The sequence below is a fragment of the Synechococcus sp. CS-1329 genome (assembly GCF_025128055.1).
Classification (GTDB): Bacteria; Cyanobacteriota; Cyanobacteriia; order PCC-6307; family Cyanobiaceae; genus Regnicoccus_A.
Genome location: NZ_JAHLYS010000021.1, coordinates 19,606 through 42,526, shown reverse-complemented (window position 1 = coordinate 42,526; position 22,921 = coordinate 19,606). Strand labels below are relative to the sequence as shown.

The 22,921-nt window shown below is 67.3% G+C and carries 23 protein-coding genes; 17 read left to right on the top strand and 6 right to left on the bottom strand.

Annotated elements, in window-relative coordinates; all coding sequences use genetic code 11:
• Positions 1–22 precede the first annotated feature (22 nt).
• The 3 genes from KQ304_RS03885 to kaiC all read left to right on the top strand — a co-directional run bounded on the left by KQ304_RS03885 (position 23) and on the right by kaiC (position 2,925).
• Entirely contained in the window at positions 23–970 is a 948-nt protein-coding gene (locus KQ304_RS03885) for a circadian clock protein KaiA (RefSeq protein WP_259735802.1), read from the top strand.
• On the top strand, positions 967–1,305 hold the full coding sequence (gene kaiB, locus KQ304_RS03880; RefSeq protein WP_259735801.1) for a circadian clock protein KaiB: 339 nt from the start codon (positions 967–969) through the stop codon (positions 1,303–1,305). Before KQ304_RS03885 ends, kaiB begins: the two co-directional genes overlap by 4 nt.
• Positions 1,306–1,413: 108 nt before the next feature.
• On the top strand, positions 1,414–2,925 hold the full coding sequence (gene kaiC, locus KQ304_RS03875) for a circadian clock protein KaiC (protein ID WP_259735800.1): 1,512 nt from the start codon (positions 1,414–1,416) through the stop codon (positions 2,923–2,925).
• A gap of 6 nt (positions 2,926–2,931) precedes the next feature.
• On the opposite strand, the gene KQ304_RS03870 is transcribed toward kaiC, so the two are convergent.
• Together KQ304_RS03870 and purD are read right to left on the bottom strand one after the other, a co-directional pair.
• The gene (locus KQ304_RS03870; protein WP_259735829.1) at positions 2,932–4,929 is read right to left on the bottom strand and encodes a cell wall metabolism sensor histidine kinase WalK; all 1,998 of its coding nucleotides are present in this window, start codon (positions 4,927–4,929) and stop codon (positions 2,932–2,934) included.
• Positions 4,930–5,031: 102 nt separating this feature from the next.
• Positions 5,032–6,357: a phosphoribosylamine--glycine ligase gene (purD, locus tag KQ304_RS03865; RefSeq protein WP_259735799.1), complete on the bottom strand. Its 1,326-nt coding sequence runs from the start codon at positions 6,355–6,357 to the stop codon at positions 5,032–5,034.
• A gap of 64 nt (positions 6,358–6,421) precedes the next feature.
• Here purD and KQ304_RS03860 point away from each other — a divergent pair, with 64 nt between their 5' ends.
• The 9 genes from KQ304_RS03860 to KQ304_RS03820 all read left to right on the top strand — a co-directional run bounded on the left by KQ304_RS03860 (position 6,422) and on the right by KQ304_RS03820 (position 15,077).
• Positions 6,422–7,552, top strand: coding sequence for a hypothetical protein (locus KQ304_RS03860; RefSeq protein WP_259735798.1), 1,131 nt, complete (start codon positions 6,422–6,424; stop codon positions 7,550–7,552).
• Positions 7,549–8,304 (top strand): phosphoribosylaminoimidazolesuccinocarboxamide synthase, encoded by a 756-nt coding sequence (purC, locus tag KQ304_RS03855; RefSeq protein ID WP_259735797.1) that lies wholly within the window; start codon positions 7,549–7,551, stop codon positions 8,302–8,304. The genes KQ304_RS03860 and purC overlap by 4 nt, the downstream gene beginning before the upstream one ends.
• A 103-nt stretch (positions 8,305–8,407) precedes the next feature.
• Entirely contained in the window at positions 8,408–10,735 is a 2,328-nt protein-coding gene (locus tag KQ304_RS03850) for a BamA/TamA family outer membrane protein (RefSeq protein ID WP_259735796.1), read from the top strand.
• Positions 10,735–11,586, top strand: coding sequence for a UDP-3-O-acyl-N-acetylglucosamine deacetylase (lpxC, locus tag KQ304_RS03845; RefSeq protein ID WP_259735795.1), 852 nt, complete (start codon positions 10,735–10,737; stop codon positions 11,584–11,586). Before KQ304_RS03850 ends, lpxC begins: the two co-directional genes overlap by 1 nt.
• 33 nt (positions 11,587–11,619) lie before the next feature.
• Positions 11,620–12,048, top strand: coding sequence for a 3-hydroxyacyl-ACP dehydratase FabZ (gene fabZ / locus KQ304_RS03840; protein ID WP_259735828.1), 429 nt, complete (start codon positions 11,620–11,622; stop codon positions 12,046–12,048).
• Between the two features lie 4 nt (positions 12,049–12,052).
• Positions 12,053–12,874 carry an acyl-ACP--UDP-N-acetylglucosamine O-acyltransferase gene (gene lpxA, locus KQ304_RS03835; RefSeq protein WP_259735794.1) on the top strand — a complete coding sequence of 274 codons (822 nt, stop codon included), beginning with the start codon at positions 12,053–12,055 and terminating at the stop codon, positions 12,872–12,874.
• Positions 12,874–14,061 carry a lipid-A-disaccharide synthase gene (lpxB, locus tag KQ304_RS03830; RefSeq protein WP_259735793.1) on the top strand — a complete coding sequence of 396 codons (1,188 nt, stop codon included), beginning with the start codon at positions 12,874–12,876 and terminating at the stop codon, positions 14,059–14,061. Before lpxA ends, lpxB begins: the two co-directional genes overlap by 1 nt.
• A complete protein-coding gene (gene msrA, locus KQ304_RS03825; RefSeq protein WP_259735792.1) occupies positions 14,058–14,735 on the top strand; it encodes a peptide-methionine (S)-S-oxide reductase MsrA in 678 nt (225 codons plus the stop codon). Before lpxB ends, msrA begins: the two co-directional genes overlap by 4 nt.
• A gap of 102 nt (positions 14,736–14,837) precedes the next feature.
• Entirely contained in the window at positions 14,838–15,077 is a 240-nt protein-coding gene (locus KQ304_RS03820) for a hypothetical protein (protein ID WP_259735791.1), read from the top strand.
• 22 nt (positions 15,078–15,099) lie between these two features.
• On the opposite strand, the gene KQ304_RS03815 is transcribed toward KQ304_RS03820, so the two are convergent.
• The 4 genes from KQ304_RS03815 to KQ304_RS03800 are packed head-to-tail and all read right to left on the bottom strand — an operon-like array spanning position 15,100 to position 18,252.
• Complete coding sequence (locus KQ304_RS03815; RefSeq protein ID WP_259735790.1) at positions 15,100–15,369, bottom strand: hypothetical protein; 270 nt, start codon at positions 15,367–15,369, stop codon at positions 15,100–15,102.
• Positions 15,370–15,401: 32 nt separating this feature from the next.
• Positions 15,402–16,877: a leucyl aminopeptidase gene (locus tag KQ304_RS03810; RefSeq protein WP_259735789.1), complete on the bottom strand. Its 1,476-nt coding sequence runs from the start codon at positions 16,875–16,877 to the stop codon at positions 15,402–15,404.
• 38 nt (positions 16,878–16,915) lie between these two features.
• Entirely contained in the window at positions 16,916–17,536 is a 621-nt protein-coding gene (locus KQ304_RS03805) for a GIY-YIG nuclease family protein (RefSeq protein WP_259735788.1), read from the bottom strand.
• Positions 17,537–17,538: 2 nt separating this feature from the next.
• Positions 17,539–18,252: a hypothetical protein gene (locus tag KQ304_RS03800; protein WP_259735787.1), complete on the bottom strand. Its 714-nt coding sequence runs from the start codon at positions 18,250–18,252 to the stop codon at positions 17,539–17,541.
• A gap of 131 nt (positions 18,253–18,383) precedes the next feature.
• Here KQ304_RS03800 and KQ304_RS03795 point away from each other — a divergent pair, with 131 nt between their 5' ends.
• From KQ304_RS03795 to KQ304_RS03775, 5 genes are all read left to right on the top strand, one after another.
• On the top strand, positions 18,384–18,710 hold the full coding sequence (locus KQ304_RS03795; RefSeq protein ID WP_259735786.1) for a DUF1825 family protein: 327 nt from the start codon (positions 18,384–18,386) through the stop codon (positions 18,708–18,710).
• Between the two features lie 99 nt (positions 18,711–18,809).
• Positions 18,810–20,045, top strand: coding sequence for a tyrosine--tRNA ligase (gene tyrS / locus KQ304_RS03790; protein WP_259735785.1), 1,236 nt, complete (start codon positions 18,810–18,812; stop codon positions 20,043–20,045).
• Positions 20,042–20,797 (top strand): orotidine-5'-phosphate decarboxylase, encoded by a 756-nt coding sequence (gene pyrF / locus KQ304_RS03785; RefSeq protein ID WP_259735784.1) that lies wholly within the window; start codon positions 20,042–20,044, stop codon positions 20,795–20,797. The genes tyrS and pyrF overlap by 4 nt, the downstream gene beginning before the upstream one ends.
• Positions 20,798–20,814: 17 nt before the next feature.
• On the top strand, positions 20,815–21,513 hold the full coding sequence (locus KQ304_RS03780) for a superoxide dismutase (protein WP_259735783.1): 699 nt from the start codon (positions 20,815–20,817) through the stop codon (positions 21,511–21,513).
• Between the two features lie 58 nt (positions 21,514–21,571).
• Positions 21,572–22,918: a 1-acyl-sn-glycerol-3-phosphate acyltransferase gene (locus tag KQ304_RS03775; protein ID WP_259735782.1), complete on the top strand. Its 1,347-nt coding sequence runs from the start codon at positions 21,572–21,574 to the stop codon at positions 22,916–22,918.
• Positions 22,919–22,921 lie beyond the last annotated feature (3 nt).

Genomic DNA, 22,921 nt, shown 5'->3' with positions numbered 1-22,921 from the left:
CGATGCCACTGCTCCTTTCCCCATGACCCAGCCGGCGCTCACGGTGGCCTCGCTGATCCGCGATGAGCAGCTGCGCCTGGCCTGCAGCACCTGGTTGCCCCAGGGCCGCTACGAGTTGATGGAGCTGGGCCTGCGCCAGGACCCCGCCTCCGAGCTGGAGCGCTGCTGGGAACAGTTCGACGCGGTTCTGCTGGAGCCCGGGGTGCTCTCGATCGAAGCGTTCCAGCGCCTGCGGGCCCAGGGCCGGATCCTGCCGGCGGTGGTGCTGGGCCAGCTCAGCGGACCGATGGAGTACTTCCAGGACGAAGTGCATCTGCCTCCTGATCAGATGGAGCAGCTCAGCTACAGCCTCGATGCCGCCATTTCCCGTTGCCTGCGGCGCCGAAGTTCCCCAGAGTCGGGGGGCGAGCATGGAGACAGTGAGTCTCACGCTGGCGAGAGTGACCAATCCAACTGGAGGCTGCCCCATCGCCTGCGCGAGCGGCTCGGCTACTTGGGGGTGTTCTACAAACGTGATTCATCCCGCTTTTTGCGCAACCTTCCTGCGGCTGAGCGAAAGGTGTTGCTGCGCTCCCTGCAGCGAACCTATCGGGATCTGCTGATCAGCTATTTTCGTGATCCAGCAGCGGCTAATCAGGCCCTTGAAAGCTTTGTGAATACCGCTTTCTTCAGTGATCTGCCGATCACGAAAACAGTGGAAATCCACGTGGATATGATCGACGAATTCTGGAAAAAACTGCAGCTGGAAGGCCACAAACAAGACTTTCTCAAGGATTATCGCCTCGCCCTGATGGACGTCATGGCCCATCTCTGTGAAATGTACCGCCGCTCACTTCCACCCGAGGCCATCATCACCTCTGCTTCCACGTCCGTAGCTCCGGCGACACCCACATCCAGCGCCCCATCCAAAGCCAGATCCAGTGATGGATTGGCTGTCAAGGCCATCACCGCATCCCAGGTGCAATCATGAGTCCACAGAAAACCTACATTCTCAAGCTCTACGTTGCCGGCAACACTCCAAACTCGATGCGGGCACTCAAGACCTTGCGCCTGATTCTTGAGCAGGAGTTCAAGGGAGTGTACGCGCTCAAGGTGATTGACGTTCTCAAGAACCCTCAACTGGCGGAGGAAGATAAAATTCTGGCAACCCCCACCCTGGCGAAAATTCTGCCGCCACCGGTGCGGCGGATCATCGGTGATCTCTCCGATCGCGAGCGGGTGTTGATCGGTCTTGACCTGCTCTACGACGAGCTCACTGATCGCCAGATCGCTGACGAGATGATGGACGAGCCTGAGGAGATCTGAATTCTTTAGATCATCCTCGCCTTTTTCGCCCTGGGCCAGCCTGGGACCTAGATTCGTTGTCTAGGTCCAAGGCCCATGCAGGATTTCAATGCCGTCAGCCAGCCCAGCATGAAGCTTCAGAAGCTGCCCACAGGGGTGGAAGGCCTGGATGACATCTGTCAGGGGGGGCTGCCGATCGGCCGTTCCACGCTGATCAGTGGGACCTCGGGCACGGGTAAGACCGTCTTTTCCCTTCATTTCCTCCACAACGGCATCTCTCACTTTGACGAGCCTGGAATCTTTGTGACTTTCGAGGAATCTCCCCTCGATATCATTCGCAATGCCGCCAGCTTCGGCTGGAATCTGCAGGATCTGGTGGCTCAGGACAAGCTCTTTATTCTGGATGCCTCTCCTGATCCGGATGGTCAGGACGTGGCTGGCAACTTTGATCTATCTGGATTGATCGAGAGGATCAACTACGCCATTCGCAAATATAAAGCCAAGCGGGTTGCCATTGATTCAATTACGGCTGTCTTTCAGCAATATGATGCCGTTTCAGTGGTGCGTCGTGAGATCTTTCGCCTGATTGCCAGGCTGAAGGAAATCGGTGTCACCACTGTGATGACCACCGAGCGGATCGATGAATATGGTCCGATTGCCCGCTATGGCGTTGAAGAATTCGTTTCTGATAATGTTATTATTCTGCGCAATGTGCTGGAAGGTGAGCGGCGCAGACGCACCGTGGAAATTCTCAAGTTGCGCGGCACCACCCACATGAAGGGGGAATTCCCATTCACCATGGGAGCCCAGGGTGTCGCCATCTTCCCCCTCGGGGCCATGCAGCTCACCCAGCGCTCCTCCAACGTGAGGCTCAGCTCGGGAGTGCCGCGGCTTGATGAGATGTGTGGAGGCGGTTTCTTCAAGGATTCGATCATCCTTGCCACCGGTGCCACCGGCACGGGTAAAACGCTGCTGGTGAGCAAGTTCGTTGAAGATGCTTACAACAACAACGAGCGGGCCATTCTTTTTGCCTATGAGGAGTCGCGCTCGCAGCTGCTGCGCAATGCCACCAGCTGGGGCATTGATTTTGAGCAGATGGAACAGGATGGCCTGCTCAAGATCATCTGCGCCTATCCGGAATCCACTGGCCTGGAGGATCACCTGCAGATCATCAAGACCGAGATCGCTGAATTCAAGCCAGCGCGCATGGCCATTGATTCCCTCTCGGCGCTCTCCAGGGGCGTCAGCCACAATGCCTTCCGCCAGTTTGTGATCGGCGTCACTGGCTATGCCAAGCAGGAGGAGATTGCCGGTTTCTTCACCAATACATCGGAGGAGTTCATGGGCAGTCATTCCATTACTGATTCCCATATCTCCACGATCACCGACACGATTCTTCTGCTGCAGTACGTGGAGATCCGTGGTGAGATGGCCCGCGCCATCAACGTCTTCAAAATGCGGGGCTCCTGGCACGATAAGGGCATCCGCGAATTCGTGATCACCGGCAGTGGCCCTGAAATCAGAGATTCCTTCTCCAATTTCGAGCGCATCATCAGTGGCGTTCCCCATCGGGTCACCTCCGATGAGCGGGCGGAGCTCTCACGGATTGCCCTCGGCATCGACGGCGAAGATCCGATCTAGGGCCAGCTAGACGCCGGCCAGATCGGCCTCCATCAGCCGGGTCTGCTGGGAGCGACGCTCTCCTTCCACCATCAGCTCATCGCTGTCCGCCTGCTCCAGCGGCAGGTCGAACCAGAAGGTGGTGCCCACCCCAGGCTCGCTGGCCATCTGGATCGCCGTGCCGTGCTTCTCGAGGATGCCGCGCACGATCGAGAGGCCCAGCCCGGTGCCGGCTTCGGTGTGAACGGCGTTCTCCACCCGGTAGAAGCGCTCGAAGATGCGCAGCTGATCCTCCCTGGAGATGCCCGCGCCCGAGTCGGCAATCTCCACCCGCAGCCGTGGCAGCGGTGAGCTGAGCTCGCAGCTCGGGACGTCACCGGTGGGCTGGTTGGCGGGCTCGAGATGGCAGGAATCGGGCCAGGGGTAGGCCCGCAGCAACAGCTGGCCGCCGGCTGGGGTGAACTTGAGCCCGTTGCCCACCAGGTTGTCGAGCACCTGCAGGACCAGGTCCCAGTTGCCTCGCACCCTGGGCAGGTGGGCATCCACCTCCAGTCCCAGCTGGACCCCCTTCTCTTCGGCGTTGAGACGGTAGTTGCGCAGGGTCTGCTCCATGGCCGGGCGCACTTCCATCGGCTCCAGCGTCCAGCTGCGGTCGGATTCCAGTCGCGAGAGATCGAGCACGTCGTTCACCAGCCGGGTGAGGCGGTCGGTTTCAGCGTTGGCGATCGCCAGGAACTCCTGGGTCTCTTCCTCGCTGAGCTGATCGCGCAGATCGTGCAGCGTTTCCACGTAGCTCTTGATGTTGAACAGCGGCGTGCGCAGTTCATGGGACACGTTGCTGATGAAACGGCTCTGGGCGGCGTTGAGCTCCACTTCCCGCGTCAGGTCCTGCACCGTCATGGCGATGCCCTTGAGGCTTTCCCCCGCGGCATCTTTGACCGTCTGCAGCACGATTCGCAGCGTGCGGGGCGGCTCACCGAAACTGCAGCGCACATCGGTGCTGTCCTTCTCGCCGCACACCAGGGAATCCAGTGGCCCCTGCAGTTCCATCGCCAGCACATCGGGCAGCTCGCTGCCCAGCTCATTGCCTTCGAGGTTGCGGCCTTCCCAGCGGAACAGCCGCCGGGCCGTGGGGTTGACCAGCACGATCCGGCCTTCGCCATCGAGCAGGGCCGCGCCATCGGCCATGGTGGCGATCAGGCTCTCCTGTTTCACCTGGGCGGCGGTGAGTTCCTCAATGTTGGCGGCGTCGTAGACCTCCAGCCTGGTGGCCATGTCATTGAAGCCATTGAGCAGCTCCCCCAGCTCGCCGCCCACCGGCAGGGAGATGCGGGCTTCGAAGTCGCCACCGGCAATCGCGCGCACACCGCGCAGCAATTCCTTGACCGGACGGGTGATGGTCAGGGCATTGAACACCGCCCCCAGGATCACCAGCACCCAGATCGAGATGAACACCGCCACGGTCACCTCCCGGGTGAGGGCTGCGCTGGCCAGCACGGCTTCGTTGGGGTTGATGCCGAGGGCCAGCACGCCCAGGTAGCGCCCCTCGCTCACCATCGGCACGAACACGTCGGTCACCTGGCCATCGGGGCTGAGGTGCTGGCGGATCAGGGGATTCTGTGGCCGCCGCTGCAGCTCGGGGGGCAGTTCAAGCTTGCGGCTGAGCAGCAGTTCGCTGCCGCCGTTGGTGGCACTGATCGGGATGCCGAGGTAGATCATCCCTTCGGGATCGGCAAAGAAGATGTAACGGAGGCTGCGGCTGGAACGCCAGAAACGCTCCGCCACCATCGCCAGCTCCCGGTCGTTTCCTTCCGCCACCAGCGGCGTCACATTCGCCGAGAGCAGAAGGCCCAGGTCCCGGGCGAAGCGGGTGTCGCTCATGCGCGCATCCATCTGGATGCCATTGAGCGCGAAAAAGGTGATGCCGGTCATCATCAGGCTCACCACCAAGGTGGCCACCGCCAGCAGCTTGGTCTGGAGGCTGAACTCCGCCCACCAGTGGCTGAGTTGATTCCACCAGCCCATGGGCAGGCCCGTTGCGCCGACGCTGTCGGGACTGGGACTGGGACTGGGACTGGGGGGCGGCAAGGCGTCGTTCACGCCTGGAAGCGAAGCGGCTTAGGCACCCTAGGGGCGCCTGACCTGATGGCCGATATCGCGGCGAAAGGTGATGCCTTCGTAATGGACCTGATCCAGGCCGGCATAGGCACTGGCGAAGGCCGCATCGAAATCCTCCGCCTGGGCCACCACCGCCAGCACCCGCCCCCCGGCGGTCACGCAGGCGCCCGACTCCTCCAGGCGGCTGCCGGCATGGAAGAGCTGCCGCTGGGGCGTGCTCAGCGACTGGCTGTGAATCACATCCCCCCGCCGCACGTCACCGGGATAGCCCTCGGCGGCGGCCACCACACAGGCACTGCAGCCTGCGGAGATGGTCAGGGGCGGCGCCTGGTTCAGGTTCCCCCGGGCGCAGGCCAGCAGCACCGCCGCCAATTCCCCGCCCAGCAGGGGCATCAGGGTCTGACATTCGGGATCACCGAAGCGGCAGTTGAACTCGATCACCTTGAGGCCGCCTTCGCTGAGCATCAGCCCCGCGTAGATCACGCCCCGATAGTCGATGCCCCGCTGGCGCAGGGCCTGCAGGGTGGGCTCCAGCACCTCCCGGCGCACCCGCTCGAGGGCGGCGGCATCCAGCAGGGGGGCGGGGGCGTAGGCCCCCATGCCGCCGGTGTTGGGGCCGGTGTCGCCCTCACCGATGCGCTTGTGATCCTGGGCGGGTGGCAGCAGCACCATCGCCTGGCCATCGGTGAGGGCGAACACCGACACCTCAGGCCCGCTCAGCCGTTCCTCCAGCACCAGGCTGTCGCCGGCCTCACCGAAGCGTCCGGCGAAGATCTCCTCGATGGCGGCGCGGCTCTCTTCGAGGCTCTCCGCCACCGTGACCCCCTTGCCGGCCGCGAGGCCATCGGCTTTCACCACCAGGGGGCGTCCCACCGCCTCCAGCACCGCCAGGGCTTCGCTGCGGCTGGAGGCGGGCCAGTGGCCGGCGCTGGGCACCCCCGCCTCCTGCATCAGCGCCTTGGCCCACTGCTTGCTGGCTTCCAGCTGGGCCCCGTCGGCCCCCGGACCGAACACCGCCAGCCCCCCCGCCCGCAGGCGATCGGCCAGGCCGTTGGCGAGGGGGCCTTCCGGCCCCACCACCACCAGCGTCACCCCCAGCTCCAGAGCCGCCCGCAGCAGGCCCTCCTGGTCGGATTCGCCGATGGCCAGGGGTTCGCAGCCCTCCAGCTGGGCCGTGCCGCCATTGCCTGGGGCCACCCAGACCCGCTCCACTCCCGGGCAACGGGCCAGAGCCCAGCCCAGAGCATTTTCACGGCCACCCGAGCCCACCACCAGCAGGTGGCGCACGCTGGCCTCGGTGGAGGCGGGGTCTGTGGTGCGGACCGAAGCTGTCATGGGGCCGGAGCGGCGGATGTGGCCAGTCGGTTCCCTTAGGTTGACCCCTGGTGGACCGCCAGCCGTGTCATTCCTTCTCTACATGCCGGTGGTTCCCGTCGCAGCGCAGGTTCGCCGTGGCCTGACCCGTCGCTCTGGGAGGGCGGCTGGTCTGCTGACGCTGCTGCTGCTGGGCCTCAACGCTGGCGGGGGCAGCCGCGCCCAGAGCCAGCCCACTGGGGCGCCGATCCCGATCCCCCAGGTGGCGCTCCCCATGCCGACACGGTCCATGCCGGCACTGCCCATGGACGAGCCGGTGTTCGCCGCCGCCCTGGCGTCGGATCAGCTGCCGCTGCTGGAGCAGGCCTGCCAGGACGCCGCCCGCTTCGATCTGCCCGTGCGGCTTCGCCAGCTCAAGGACCGGCTCGTGGCCCTGAACCCTGCTCCCCAGCCCCTGCCGGTGGTGCTCGCCAATGCCAACGCGCTGATCAGCTGCCTGGCGCCGGAGGCGGCCCTGTCGGTGCTCGATCGCTACGGGCCGGGCCCAGGGCTGGAGCGTCAGCAGTGGCTCACCCTGCAGTGGCGGGCGGCCAGTGCAGGCCTCAACCACCGCCGCGCCGCCGAAGCTCTGCGGCGGCTGGCCGCCGGGGAGCGCAGCAGCCTCGAGACCATGGCCCTGCCGGTGCGGCTGCGCGATGACGGCACCCTCGACACCCGCTCAGCGCTTGACGTGCTCGCTTCCCATCTGGCGGCGATGGGTCGCCGGCAGGAGGCGGGGGAGGTGCTGCTGGCCGGGCGCCTGCCGGGGGCGGTGGCGGCGGAGCGGCTGAGGCAGGCGGTGGCGCTGCTCGACAACCTTCCCCTGCCCCAGCGCAACGCGCTGATGGAGATGGCCCTCGACCAGGCCGCCGCCGGTGGAGCCTGGGGGCTGGCAGCCCAGCTGCTGGATGACCAGCAGGATCTGCAGCGGCTCGAGGGGGGCGATCCGGAACCGGCACGGCAGCGGCGCTTGCGCCTCAGCCGCCGCATCGACGACACCTACGCCGAATGGTTGCTGCGGCGCGATGATCCCTCGGACAGGGAGCGCAACGCGGTGTTGGAGCAGCGTCTGCGCTCTCCACGGGAGCCCGGCGGTCATGCGCCCTCGGCGGCCCTGTCCGCCCCGCAGCCAGTTGCCCTTCCCGCCCCCGAGTCCGCCGAGCCCATCACCCCATGACCACCTATCAGCTGGGCCCGCTTCTCTACGAAGGCAAGGCCAAACGGGTCTTCCAGACCGATCGGAGCGACCTGCTGGCGGTGGAGTTCAAGGATGACGCCACCGCCTTCAACGCCCTCAAAAAGGCCGAACTGGAGGGGAAGGGCGCCCTCAACTGCCGGATCTCCGCCCTGCTGTTCGAGCACCTGCAGCGCTCGGGGGTGCCCACCCACTACCTGGGGGTGAAGGACCAGCGCTGGATGCTGGTGCGGCCGGTGCAGGTGATCCCCCTGGAGGTGGTGATCCGCAATGTGGCGGCCGGGTCGCTGTGCAAGCAGATGCCGATCGCGCCAGGAACACCTCTGGATCCGCCGCTGCTCGACCTCTATTACAAAGACGATGCCTACGCCGATCCCTTCTTGAGCGAGGCCCGGCTGGAGCGGCTGGCCCTGGTGACCAGGGAGCAGCGCCTGGAGCTGGAATCCCTGGCCCGCCGCGTCAACAGCCTGTTGCTGGAGCTGTTCACGGGCCTCGGTCTGCAGCTGGTCGACTTCAAGCTCGAGCTGGGGTTCACGGCCGACGGCCAGCTGGTGGTGGCCGATGAGATCAGCCCGGACACCTGCCGCCTCTGGGACCTCGATGTGGCCGATGCCAAAGAGCGGATTCTCGACAAGGACCGGTTCCGCCAGGACCTCGGCGGAGTGATCGAGGCCTATGGGGAGGTCCTCAAACGGGTCCAAGGGGTGATCGACGGGCCCAGCCTGTACCAGTAAGGTCACGGCAATTTGCGGCGATGCCGCTGTGACTCGGAGAACCATGGGTGTCACCCCAAACGCCCACACCAGTACTGCCTTCTCCGGTCCCGGGTCTCGACCCATGGCACTCACCCTCTGGCTGGGGATGCCCCTGCTGGCCCTGCTGCCCCTGCTGACTCCCCTGCGGAGCGCGGCCCAGAGTCAGCCGGCTGCCGAAGTGGCTCAGGCTGCCGAGCCCACTCCGGCTCCCGCTCCCGAACCCGTGCCCAGCGGCGAAGCGGGTGAGGTGCTCCCCGGCACCACAGCGCCCCAGGCGGAACCGGTCGCTCCTGACGCCGGAACCCCCTTCCCCGTACCGCTGGAGACGCCGCTCACCCCACCCGCTGGCGAGTCCCCCAGCCAGACCGGCCCGGAGAGCATCACGCCGGCCAAGCCCGATGAACCACGGGTCCTCGTCAGCGAAGTGGTGGTTCAGGGCCTTGAAGGCCACCCCGAGCGCGAGCGCCTGGAGCTGGCGGTCTACGACGCCATGGTGGTGCGGCCCGGGAGCCGGGTGACGCGCAGCGAACTGCAGACCGATCTCTCCGCCATCTACGCCAGCGGCTGGTTCTCGGATGTGCGCATCCAGCCGGTGGATGGCCCCCTGGGGGTGCAGGTGGTGGTGATCGCCACGGCCAACCCGGTGCTGCAGAAGGTGGAGTTCGATGCTGCCAAGGTCAAGCTGCCGCCCACCGTGCTGGCGGACACCTTCGCCGCGGACTTCGGCCGCACCTTGAACCTCAACACCCTGCAGTCCCGCATGCAGGAGCTGCAGAAGTGGTACACCGATCAGGGTTATTCCCTGGCGCGGGTCACCGGTCCCAACCGGGTGAGTCCCGAGGGCACGGTGCTGCTGACGGTGCGCGAGGGCACCGTCGAGGGGGTGGAGGTTCAGTTCCTCAACAAGGAAGGTTCGGCCACCAATGATCAGGGGGAGCCGATCCGGGGCAAAACCAAGCCCTGGGTGGTCAGCCGTGAGATCTCGATCAAGCCGGGGGAGACCTTCAACCGCCGCAACCTCGAGGAGGACATCAAGCGCCTCTATGGCACCGGCCTGTTCGGTGACATCAAGGTGACCCTGCGGCCGGTGCCGGCCAAGCCCGGTGAAGTGGTGATCGTGCTGGGCATCGTCGAGCAGTCGTCCGGGTCCCTCTCCGGTGGCCTCGGCTACAGCCAAAGCCAGGGGGTGTTCGGTCAGATTCAGCTCCAGGACAGCAACCTGCTGGGCCGGGCCTGGGATCTGGGGGTCAACTTCACCTATGGCCAGTTCGGTGGCCTGGCCGACATCTCCTTCACCGACCCCTGGATCAAGGGAGATGCCTACCGCACGGCCTTCCGCGCCCGGGTGTTCCTCAGCCGCGATGTTCCCCAGGTTTTCCAGAGTCAGAACAACGGCAACATCAACACGGTTTCCGACTTCTACAAAGCGCCGGGCACTGATGTTGCCTTCAACATCAACAACAGAAACAACCCCGAGGGCAAAACTTTTCGCTCGGTGTCGGCTGCTGAATCGCAATCTCCGAACAACAGCTGGTTTGACTACGAAGGCAACTCCGTCGCCATTCAGCGCGCCGGCGGCAACATTCAGTTCGTGCGCCCCCTCAACGGCGGTGACCCCTTCAAGCGGGCTCTCTGGAGTGTGGTGATCGGGGCCAGTGCCCAGGAAGTCACCCCGATGAACTTCAGCGGTGCCAACCGCCGCTTCGGTCTGAGCACCAATAATTTCGACGGCCGGGATGCTCCCGTCAACGATGTGATCTGCATCGCCTTCAACTGCGCCCGCAGCAACCAGTTGCTGGCGGTACGGGTGGCCGCCACCCGCAACACCCTCAACGACCCCCGCAATCCCACCTCCGGTTCCTTCCTCAGCGTCGGCACCGAGCAGTACGTCTCGGTGAGCCCGGATTCACCCACATTCAACCGTCTGCGGGCCAGCTACAGCTACTTCATTCCGGTCAACTGGCTGAAGTTCTACAAGGGTTGTCGGCCCAAGCCCGGCGAAACGCCCGATTGCAAGCAGGCCCTGGCCTTCCAGGTCTCGGCCGGCACCAACATCGGCGATCTGCCCCCCTACGAAGCCTTCTGCATGGGGGGCTCCAACTCCGTGCGTGGCTACGCCGACTGTGACCTGGGCGTCGGGCGCAGCTTCGGCGAGGCCACGATCGAATACCGCTTCCCCCTGTTCAGCATCGTCAGCGGTGCACTGTTCCTCGATGGCGGCACCACCTTCGGCAGCCAGTCGGGCGTGCCCGGCAATCCGGGCTCGCTGCTCAACAAGCCCGGCAGCGGTTTCTCGGTGGGCACCGGCGTGATCGTGACCACACCGGTGGGTCCCCTGCGCCTGGAGGTGGCCAGCGAGGACTTCAGCGGTGATTGGCGCTTCAACCTCGGCGTGGGCTGGAAGTTCTAGTGACCGACTGGCCTGAGGACTACAGCCAGGCCTGGACCCTGGCGGCAGCGGTGGAGCGCAGGGGCCTTGGTCTGCACAGCGGCAGCCCCTGCCGCGTGCGCCTTCAGCCCACCGAGACGGCTGGCTATCGGGTGGGTTGGCTGGATGCCCCCGCCCTGGAGCCGGTGGCCCTGCACCCATCGCAGGTGAGTGACACCCAGCTGTGCACGGCCCTGCGCCTCGACCAGCGTCGGCTGGCCACGGTGGAGCACCTGCTGGCAGCCCTGGCGGGCACCGGCCTCTCCCATGTGGAGCTGCTGGTGGAGGGGGAGGAGATCCCCCTGCTGGATGGCTCCGCTCTGCCCTGGGTGGAGGCGATCGCTGAAGCGGGTCTGCAGCCCCTGGGGCCCCGGGCGCCCCTTCGCCCGCTGGAGGCCCCGATCACCCTGCAGCAGGGCCAGAGCTTCGCCACGGCCCTGCCCAGCGACAGGCCCCGGATCGGCGCCGCGATCGAATTCAGCCAGGCCGCCATCGGTCGCCAGCTTTACTCGCTGGAGCTCACCCCAGCCGCCTTCGTGGAGCAGCTCGCCCCGGCCCGCACCTTCGGCTTCCGTGAGCAGATCGATCAGCTCCGAGCCGCCGGCCTGATCCAGGGCGGTGATCTGGAGAGCGCCCTGGTCTGTGATGGGGATCACTGGCTGAACCCGCCCCTGCGTTTCCCCCAGGAACCGGTGCGCCATAAGCTCTTGGACCTGCTGGGGGACCTGGCGCTGGCGGGCTTGCCCCAGGCCCAGGTCTTCGCCTTCCGTGGATCCCACGGGCTGCACACTGCCCTGGCGGCGGCCCTGGCCGCTCCATCCCGCTCGACCTGAAGCCCTTTGTCCGTTCCTCCCGCTGGCGTCCCCCTGCTCACCTCTGAGCAGATCCTCAACCTGCTGCCCCACCGTTACCCCTTCGCGCTTGTGGATCGGGTGATTGAGTACGAACCGGGCAAGCGGGCGGTCGCCCTCAAGAACGTCACCATCAACGAGCCCCAGTTCCAGGGCCATTTCCCTGGTCGCCCGCTGATGCCCGGGGTGCTGATCGTGGAAGCGATGGCTCAGGTGGGTGGTCTGATCGTCACCCAGATGCCGGAGTTGCCCAAGGGGCTGTTCGTGTTCGCCGGCATTGATGGGGTCCGCTTCCGCCGGCCGGTGGTGCCCGGTGATCAGTTGCTCATCAGCTGTGAACTGCTCAGTCTCAAACGCAAGCGATTCGGCAAAGTGAGAGCGGAAGTCAGCGTGGATGGAAACCTGGTGTGCTCTGGGGAACTGATGTTCTCCCTGGTTGACTGAGGCCATGACCAGCACAGCCCTGGAAACCACGATTCATCCCACCGCGGTGGTCGACAGCCGCGCCCAGCTTGGTCAGGGTGTTCAGATTGGTCCCTTCTCGGTGATCGGCCCTGATGTCCAGCTCGGCGCCCGCTGTCAGGTGGGCCCCCACGTGGTGATCGATGGCCGGGTGACGATGGGCTCCGGCAACCGCATCTTTCCCGGCGCCTGCATCGGCCTTGAGCCCCAGGATCTCAAATACGGAGGCGCCCCCACCGAGGTGGTGATGGGCGATGACAACACCATCCGCGAGTGCGTCACGATCAATCGGGCCACCGCCGATGGTGAGCAGACGCGGCTGGGCAACGGCAATCTGCTGATGGCCTACAGCCATGTGGGCCACAACTGCCTGCTGGGCGACCGGATCGTGGTGGCCAACAGCGTGGCGATCGCCGGCCATGTGGTGATCGGCGATCGCGCGGTGATCGGTGGGGTGCTCGGCATCCACCAGTTCGTGCATATCGGCAAGCTGGCGATGGTGGGGGGCATGAGCCGTATCGACAGGGATGTGCCCCCCTTCGCGATCGTGGAGGGGCATCCCGGCCGCCTGCGCGGTCTCAACCGCATCGGCCTCAAGCGCAATGGCCTGGTGGACCGGGAGGGAGGCGCCGAGCTCAAGCAACTGCTGGCGGTGTGGAACCGGCTCTATCGCAGCCAGGAAGTGCTGGCGGAGGCCCTGGTGCACATCCGCGCTGAAACCCTGCTGCCGGCCTCAGAAGAACTCTGCAGCTTTCTCGAGGCCTCGATCGCCCCGGGGCGCCGCGGCCCTCTGCCCCACCAGCGCTGATGGTGCGGCTGCTGATCAGCACCGGTGAGGTGTCCGGGGATCTTCAGGGCGGCCTGCTGATCAAGGCCCTCCACGCCGAAGCCCAGCGGCGGGATCTGCCCCTCCAGATCGATGCCCTCGGCGGTGAGCGCATGCGTCAGGCGGGCTCCCATCTGCTGGCCAACACGGCTCCGATGGGCGCGATCGGCCTCTGGGAGGCGCTGCCGCTGGTGCTGCCCACCCTGCGCCTGCAGCGGCGGGTGGGCCGCTGGCTCGCCAGTGCTCCTCCCGATGGGGTGGTGCTGATCGACTACATGGGGGCGAACGTGAGCCTGGGCCGCCGCATCCGCCATCGCTTTCCAGCGGTGCCGATCACCTACTACATCGCCCCCCAGGAATGGGCCTTCCGCCTGGGGGAGGGGGGAACCACCCGCCTGATCGGCTTCACCGATCGCATCCTGGCCATTTTCCCTGAGGAAGCCAGGTTTTATGCCTCCCGCGGTGCCCGGGTCACCTGGGTCGGTCACCCCCTGCTCGACACCCTCGGCTCCCCGCCCAGTCGGGAGCAGGCCCGCCAGGAGCTGGGTCTGGCTCCCGGCCAACAGCTGCTGCTGCTGTTGCCGGCCTCCCGGCCCCAGGAGATGCGCTACCTGATGCCTTCCCTGAGCGCAGCGGCGGCTGAACTGCAGCGTCAGCGGCCTGGATTGCGGGTGATGCTGCCCGCCGGGCTGGCCAGCTTCGAGGAGCCCCTGGCCGAGCAGCTGCGGGGAGCCGGCGTGGAGGCCACGGTGATCCCGGCTGATCGCGCCGATGCCCTCAAGCCGGTGCTCTGCGCCGCCGCCGACCTGGCCCTGACCAAGTCGGGCACGGCCAACCTGGAGCTGGCCCTGCGTGGTGTCCCCCAGGTGGTGGGCTACCGCCTCAGCCGGGTCACCGCTTTCGTGGCCCAGCGCTTGCTGGGCTTCAATGTGCCCCACATCTCACCGGTGAACCTGGTGCTGGGGGAGAGGTTGGTGCCGGAATTGCTCCAGGACGACCTGACCCCGGAGGCGATCGTGGCGGCGGCGCTGCCCCTGTTGGATCCAAGCCCCGAGCGCACCCAGATGCTGGCGGGCTACCGCCGGCTGCGTGCCCTGCTCGGGGAGCCCGGTGTGACCCGTCGAGCGGCCTGTGAGATCCTCGATCAGCTGACGGAATCCCAGACGTGACGCCATCGCCCAGGCGAATCCAGGGGGACCACCCTCTGCAGCCCCTCTCGCGGCTGCTGGCACCCCTGCTGCTGACGCTGCTGTTGCTGCACCCCGCCGCACCGGCACTGGCAGCCGTCGAGGAGGTGGTGCTGGCTGGCGGCTGCTTCTGGTGCCTGGAGCACGACCTCGAAACCCTGCCCGGGGTGGTGGAGGCGGTCAGTGGCTTCAGTGGCGGCAGCCTCAAGAACCCCACCTACCGCCAGGTGACGGCTGGCGGCACCGGCCACATCGAGAGTGTGCTGGTCCGCTACGACACAGCTCGGATCAGCCTGCCCACGCTGTTGCGGGCCTACTGGCGCAATGTGGACCCCCTCGATGGCGGCGGCCAGTTCTGCGATCGAGGCCCCAGCTACCGTCCGGCGATCTTCAGCCGTGGAGCCTCCCAGCGGGATCAGGCCAAAGCCAGCCTGGCCTCGGCGATCAGGGAGCTGGGGGTGAAGCCCGGGGCCATCAAGGTGCAGATGCGCGAGCTGGAACGCTTCTGGCCCGCCGAGCCTTACCACCAGAACTACGCGGAGCGCAACAAGGTTCAGTACACCTATTACCGCTGGTCCTGCGGCCGCGACCGACGCCTGGATCAGGTCTGGGGATCAAGGGCCCGGGGTTCCCTGCCGTGGCGGCCTAAATCCTGAGACCACAGCCGCTCTGCTGGCAAGAGGGGAGGTCACACCCTTCCCAGAACTGGCCGCGTAGCCTACGGTAAATCAACACGGAGTCCAGTTTGAGTGGGTTGTATGTATTTGCTGACGATCCGGGACGGTCTGGTGACTCGCCACATCGGGCCCTATGCCAGCCCCAAGCAGGCGGTGGATGATCTGGACCGGCTGCTGGCCTCCTTCGGTGAGCGGGCCCGCTGGCAGATCCATGAGCTGGAGGAGCCCGGCAGCCTGCTGGAGAAGCCCAGAGCCAAGGCTCCGAAGGGCCTGGAACCCCAGTCGTTGATGGGATCTTCGGCCAGCCCTGTGGCCGCCTGAGTCAGCCCAGTGGGGAACCAGCTCAGTGGGAGTTGCCGGCCCCCTGGCGTGGGCTGCGGGGATAGCCGCGCAGCAATCCGCTTTCCACCATCAGGCCCACGCCGGCGGTCACGCAGATCAGGCCAAGGGTTCCGTACCAGAACCAGGGGCCCGATGCCGCCGATTGCTGGTTGAGTGCCGCCAGCTGCAGAGTGCGGCGGGTGATGGCCTCGCCCACCAGGCAGAGACCCAGCGGCAGCAGCAGGACCCCCAGCTGAGCGCGGATGTACCAGCGAATCTTCTGGGCAGCCATGGCGTCGGGGTCCGGCGTCAGCGGTGCCAACCCTAAGCGGCACCCCCGCCGCTCACCCACTCCACCAGGGTGCGGACGCCGAAGCCCGTGGCACCGGCGGGATCCAGGCCCCGCCCCTTGTCACTCCAGACCGTGCCGGCGATGTCCAGGTGGGCCCAGGCCAGGCCGGCAGGGACGAAATCCTGGAGGAAGAGCGCGGCGGTGATGGCCCCGCCCGGGCGGGGGCCGGTGTTCTTCATGTCGGCCACCGGACTCTTCAGTCCTTTTTTGTAGGAGGCCTGCATCGGCATCCGCCAGAAGGCTTCCCCACCGCTGCGACCTGCCTCCAGCAGAGCTGCGGCCAGGGTGTCGCTGGGGGACCAGAGGCCGGCGATTTCATCGCCCAGGGCGATCACGCAGGCTCCGGTGAGCGTGGCCAGATCCACCACGGCATCGGGTTCCAGCCCGGCGGCATACACCAGGGCATCGGCCAGGGTGAGGCGGCCTTCGGCGTCGGTGTTGTTCACCTCGATCGTCTTGCCGTTGGAGGCGGTGAGGATGTCGCCCGGGTGGATCGCCTCGCCGCTGATCATGTTTTCGCAGGCGGCCACGATCACGTGCACTTCCACGCCCGCGGGCCGCAGCTCGGCGATCGCCCGCGCCGCCCCCAGCACCGCGGCGCTGCCGCCCATGTCGTACTTCATCATCTCGATCTGCGAGCCGCCGGTCTTGAGGTTGTAGCCGCCGGAGTCGAAGGTGAGTCCCTTGCCGATCAGCACCAGCCGCCGGCTGGAGCCGCCCAAGGGGCGATAGGTGAGATGAATGAATTTGGGGGGCAGGCTGGAGCCCTGGGCCACGCCGAGGTAGGCGCCCATGCCGAGGGCCTCGCAGTCGGCGCGCTCCAGCACCTTGAGCTCCAGACCGAACTCACTGGCGATGGCCGCAGCGGTGTCGGCGAGCGCCTGGGGGGTGACCACATTCGGTGGAGCCGCCACCAGCTGCCGTGCCAGCTCCACGCCGGCACAGGTGGCGGCCACGCTCTCGAGGCCGCCGGCGGCCCCCTCGGCCAGGCCCAGCAGGCTCACCAGCTCGGGAATGGGCTTGGCGTCGGCCTCACTGCGGAAGCGCTGATCGGTGTAGAGGCTGAGGCGCACGGCCTCGGCCATGGCCCGCGCCGCTGAGCGGGGCTCCAGGCCCTCACTGGGCAGGGCCAGGCCCAGCTCCTTGCCGGGGCCCGCGGCCTTGGCGATGGCGGCGGCACCACTGCGCAGAGCCTCGAGATCGAAGCGGCCCGGTTCCCCAAGCCCCACCAGCACCAGCCGCAGCGGAGCGGGCTGCAGCTGGGTGAGGCTGAGGCAGTCACCGGGTTTGCCCTTGAAGCTCTGGCGCTCCAGCAGGGCCTGCAGACCGGGCCCGAAGCGGGCTTCGAGGGCCTCCAGGCGCTCGCCCGTCTCACCCTGGAACAGGCCGACACCGAGGGTGTCACCGCTCCATTCGGCCAGCGGGGTGGACGGACAGCTGAACTGCATGGGGGCCTGTCATCGGGCCGCGATCGTAGCCACGGCGCTCAGACGGGATCACTGGTGAACGGGGTGTTCCAGCGCTGGCGGGTCTCCTTGTTGAACGGGGGCTGCCAGCGGCGGATCAGGGCCTGCTCCAGAGCCCGCCTGGGCCGCACAGCGGCCGGCACATCGCAGCAGAAGCGGATGCTGCAGCGGCACTCCAGGCCCACCTGGCCCAGGGCCTCGCCGTAGGCCGCCAGGTAGCCCTTGCAGTCGTGCTCACCTTTCCAGCGCCGGTCGGCCTGGCCGGTCTCGCCCACGTAGAGCAGCAGCGGCGCGGCCAGCCGCGGCGGCCGGTCCATCACCAGGTAGAGGGCTGGACCCAGCTGGGGCGGATCGGGCCAGCGCCAGAACTGCAGGTTCTGGGCTTCAAAGGCCAGGGGATCGAAACGGGCGGCCCGCTCCTGGGCCTCCCCATGGCTCCTGCCGCTGGCCTCGGCGCCGAAGAGCGTGCCCTGCTGGTGTTCGCTGGCGCTGCCGTCGAAGAGGGGAGACTGAAAGTCAGCCAGGCGCTGTTGCCACTCCAGCAGCTGCCCGCGCAGCAGCGGCGGCGCCGTTGGCCCAAGGCCACCACCGCTGGCCAGGGGGCCGCCTTCGAACAGCTCCTGCTGGCGCCCGCTGGCCATGGTCAACGGGAGGCCGGTGGCCGGGGCGGCCTCGGCAACTCCGGACCGATGGGTCCCTGGCCGAAGCTCACCCGCCCGATCAGGCCCTCCACCAGCTCCGCCGGCAGTTGCAGGCGTTGCTGCAGATCCGCCAGGTCGCGGAAGGGGGCGCGGCTGCGCTCCTGCAGCAGGCGCCGGCAGCGCGACTCCTCCAGGGCCAGCTGGGCCCCGAGCTGCTCGGCCCTGCAGCGGTTCAGATCCAGGGTCGCCGCCGCCGTCGGCGCGTCGCCATACCAACGAAACTCCAGCAGCGGCGTCCAGCTGCGGATCAGCCCCGCCTCGAGGCCCAGCAGCTTCTGGAGATCCTCCGGTCCGCTCAGCTGCACGCCACCGCTCTGCAGGCGCAGCAGCAGATCCACCTGGGTGGGGGTGCAGCCCGGCAGGCGCAGCCAGTCAGCGGCGGTGGCGCGGTTCACATCCAGGCGCCAGCCCAGGGCCGCGGCCTGGAGCACCTGCTGGGCGCTCGTCAACCGCAGGCCTGGATTCTGGGCGAGTTTGAGGGCCAGCAGCTCACGCTCAACGCTCTCGTCGCTTCCGTCAGGCGCCGGTGGAGCTTCGGCCTCGGATGGTTCAACCTGCGACGGTTCGGGTTTGGCAGGTTGGGGCGCACGGGGGATCTGACCCGTGGCCTCCAGCAGGCTGCGGGCGAGGGGATCCAACCAGTGCCCCTTGGCCATGGCGGTGGCCCGGCTCCGCGCAACTGGGGCGAAGTTAGCGGCTGTGGTGGGGCTGTTACGCCAATCCGTACTCGCCCAAGGCGGCGGCGGCCCCCAGAATCGTCGTCATCGCCTCATGCCTGGCACGCCCCATGGCCTTCTTCGAATCCGAAATCGTTCAGGACGAAGCCAAACGGCTGTTCACCGATTACCAGCAGATGACCCAGCTGGGGGGCGATTACGGCAAGTTCGACCGGGAAGGTAAAAAGCTGTTCATCGACCAGATGGAGGACCTGATGGGCCGCTATCAGGTGTTCATGAAGCGTTTTGAGCTCTCCGAAGACTTCCAGGCGAAGCTCACCGTGGAGCAGCTGCGCACCCAGCTGGGGCAGTTCGGGATGACGCCCGAGCAGATGTTCTCCCAGATGAACCAGACCCTGGAGCGGATGAAGCGCGAACTGGAAGCCAGCGGCGCCTGAACCAGGATCTCAGCGCCAGAGCATTGACTCCAGTGCCGGTGCCAGTGCCAGTGCGCGCCGCTCGGCTGCCTACGATCCGCCCCACTGAAGGGTGCACCGATGGGTCAGGCATTGCCGCCTTGGCTGGAGCGGGGACTGGCTGATCTCTTTCCCGCTGGAGAGTCGGCGGATCCGGATCAATCCCTGGCCGCGCGCCTGCAGCAGGCCGCCGGCGCCGAGCGGCCCCTGCGCATCAAGCTCGGCATCGATCCCACCGGCAGTGACATCCACCTGGGTCACTCAATCCTATTCCGCAAGCTGCGGGCCTTCCAGGACGCCGGCCACACCGCTGTGCTGATCATCGGCGACTTCACCGCGCGCATCGGCGATCCCAGCGGCAAGAGCGCCACCCGGGTGCAGCTGAGTGCGGCCGAGGTGGACGCCAATGCCGACACCTACCTGGCGCAGCTGGGTCTGGGCCAGCCCCCCGAGCGGGCCCTGCTCGACTTCACCACTCCGGGCCGCCTGGAAGTGCGCCGCAACAGCGAGTGGCTGGCTGGCCTCGACCTGCCCCAGGTGATCGAGCTGCTGGCCACCTCCACCGTGGGCCAGATGCTGGCCAAGGAGGAGTTCGCCAACCGCTACGGCTCAGGCACCCCCATCTCCCTGCACGAGTTCCTCTATCCGTTGCTCCAGGGCTACGACTCGGTGGCCGTGGCCTCCGACCTGGAGCTGGGGGGCACCGACCAGAAATTCAACGTGGCCATGGGCCGTGATCTGCAGCGCCATTTCGGCCAGCGGCCCCAGTTCGGTCTGCTGCTGCCGATCCTGCCGGGGCTCGACGGGGTGCAGAAGATGAGCAAGAGCCTGGGCAACACGGTGGGCCTCAACGAGGGGGCGCTGGCGATGTACTCCAAGCTGGAGAAGGTGCCCGATGCCGTGGCGGATGACTACCTGACCCTGCTCACTGACCTGGATCCGGCCCACGGCCGCAGCAACCCGCGGGAGCGGCAGAAGGCCCTGGCCCTGGCAATCACGGCGTCGCGCCATGGCCTTGAGGCCGCCAGCGCCGCCCAGGCCGATGCCGCCAATCTGGTGGCTGGGGAGATGAAGGCCCCATCGGTCCCAGAGGCCTCCCTTGCCGCCATCCCATTCCCCGCCAAGGCCTTCCATCTGCTCAGCTCCCTGGGCCTCTGCGCCAGCAGCAGCGAGGCGCGGCGCCAGATCCAGGGCGGCGGGGTGCGCCTTGATGGCGAGAAGCTCACCGACTTGACCCTTGAATTCAGCGCGGCCTCCGAGCTGGAGGGCAAGGTGCTGCAACTGGGCAAGAAAACCTTTGTGCGGCTGGTGCCATGAGCCTCAGCACACCAATGCCGCCGGCCAGCGGAGCTGCCGCCGAGAGGATCATCGTGGCTCTCGATCGACCTGATGCCCCCTCGGCCCTGGCCCTGGTGGCCTCGATCCCCGATCTGCGCTGGGTGAAGGTGGGGCTGGAGCTGTTCTGCTCCGCCGGCCCGGACGTGGTGCGCCAGCTGCGCGACCAGGGCCTGCGGGTGTTCCTCGATCTCAAATTCCACGACATCCCCGCCACCATGGCCGGCGCCTGTCGCAGTGCCGCCCGCCTCGGGGCCGAGCTGATCACGGTCCATGCCTGCGCGGGCCATGACGGCCTGGCGGCCGCCCAGGCCGGTGCCCTCGAGGGCGCGGCCCAGGAGCCTCTCGATGCCCCCACCCTGCTGGCGGTCACCGTGCTCACCAGCTGGGAGGAGGCGCGCTTCAGGGCGGAGCTGGCGGTGGAGGAATCCACCGCGCTCTACGTGCCCCGCCTGGCGGCCCTGGCGGTGGCCGCCGGCATCGGCGGGGCGGTCTGCGCCCCCCAGGAGGCGGCGGAGCTGCGTCGGGTCCACCCCGAGCCCTTCGTTCTGGTGACCCCGGGCGTGCGCCCTGCCGGGGCGCCGGTGGGTGATCAGCGGCGGGTGATGGGTCCTGCGGCCGCCCTCAGCGCCGGAGCCAGCCGCCTGGTGATCGGCCGGCCGATCACTGCGGCCGCCGACCCGGCCGCCGCCTTTGCCGCCTGCTGCGCCGAGCTGTCCATACTTGAGCTCTGAACAGCTGGGCTGAGCCAATGCGACGGATTCCTGCTGCCCTGCTGGCCCTGCCACTGCTGCTGGTGCTGCTGCTCTGGCCGGGGCCGGGGGCCTGGGCGGCGGCGCCAGCCTTCACGCTCCCGGCCCTGCCCTACCCCGCCGAGGCCCTGGAGCCGGCGATCGATGCCACCACGATGACGATCCACCACGATCGCCATCACCAGGCCTACGTGGACAACCTCAATGCCGCTGTGGCCAGGGATCCGGCCCTCGAGGGCCTCAGCCTTGAAGCGCTGCTGGCGCGGGCGGCCGGGGCGCCGGCGGCGGTGCGCAACAACGCCGGAGGCCACTGGAACCATTCGTTTTTCTGGACCTCCCTCACCCGCCCCGGGCAGGGTGGTGAGCCCAGCGCGGCCCTGCAGGAGGCCCTGGTGCGTGACTTCGGCTCGATCGAGCAGTTCCGCGCCGCTTTCCGGGCCACCGGCCTGGCTCGCTTCGGCTCCGGCTGGGTGTGGCTGATCAGCGATTCCGCCGGTCAGCTCCAGCTGATCTCCACCCCCAACCAGGACAATCCGCTGATGGACCTGGCTCCGGTGGCGGGCACGCCGTTGCTGGCCAACGACGTCTGGGAGCACGCCTACTACCTCCAGTACCAGAACCGCCGCGCTGACTACCTCGATGCCTGGTGGTCCGTGGTCGATTGGGCTGTGGTCTCCGATCGCTACGCCGCTCGTTAACCCTGCGCAGTCGATCGCCGCCCAGCTGAGCCCCCCCTTGACCGCCCTCTGACCGACCATGCCCCGCGCAGGGATCCAGGCCGCCCAACCGGCCCTTCGCTTCATCCCGCCGGACTACAAGCGCTGGGTGCTCTGGCTCTGTCGGGCCGCTCTGCCATGGATCCTGCGTTCCCGGGACCTGGTCCAGCTCGAAACCAGCGGTGGTGAACGGCTTGCGCAGCTGTTTGCCGAGGCCCAGGCCGGCCGCTGCCGCCTGCTGATCGCCTTTCGTCACCCCAGTACCACCGATCCGCTGGTGATGGCCCAGCTGCTCTGGCGTGAGGTACCCCGGGCCGCCCGTGCCCACGGGCTGAGGCTGAGGGGCCCGGTCCACAGCCAGTTTCTCTACGACCGCGGCATCCCGCTCTGGGCGGGGGAGGCCGCCGGCTGGATCCTCTCGAAGCTGGGCGGCATTCCGATCCAGCGGGGCAAGCTGGATCGCCTGGCCCTCAAAACGGCCCGTGATCTCTTCGCCCACGGCCCCTTCCCCCTGGCGATCGCGCCCGAGGGAGCCACCAACAACCACGGCGAGCTGCTCAGTCCGCTCGAACCCGGCCTGGCCCAGATGGCCTTCTGGTGCTGTGAGGATCTGGCGGCGGAGGGGCGCCAGGAGCGGGTCCTGATCGTGCCGATCGGCCTTCAGTACCTCACCACCAGCGACGACTGGCGAGTGATTGATCGCCTGTTGGCACGCCTGGAGGACCTGCTCGGCGCCCCCCCAGCCCCCCCGCTGCTGTCCACCGAGTCCGACCAGGTCCTGGAGCACCGCTATCAGCGGTTGATCGCCCTCTCGGAGCAGCTGCTCTCCCTGCTGGAGAGCTTTTATCAATCCGGGGATCGCGCCCCGGCTTCCGACTTCCTGGAGCGGCTGAGCCGGCTGCAGGAGCAGGGCCTGGCCGTGGCCGAGGCCCACTTCGATCTCTCCCCCCGGGGCAGCGTCGCCGAGCGCTGCCGGCGCATCGAGCAGGCGGCCTGGGCCTGCATCTACCGCGACGACCTGGAGGAACTCTCCGAGGTGGAGCGCAGCCTGGCCGACTGGTCGGCGCGGGAAGCGGACATCCGCATGGGCCACATGCGCCTGGTGGAGCACTTCGCCACGGTGAGTGGCTCCTACGTGGCCGAGAAGCCCAGCATCGACCGCTATGGCGAGGTGTTGATGATCCTCTGGCGGGCGATTGCCTGGATCCGCGGCCGCGAGCAGGAGCGTCCGCCCGCCCTCGGTCCCTGGAGGGTGCGCCTGGTGGTGGCGGAGCCCATCGACGTGGGCGACAGCAGTGCCACCTACCGCCGCGACCGCCGTGGGGCCGTGGATCGGCTCACCGCTGAGTTGCGCGAGCGCCTGGAGGCCGCGATCGGCTCAGGCTGAGGC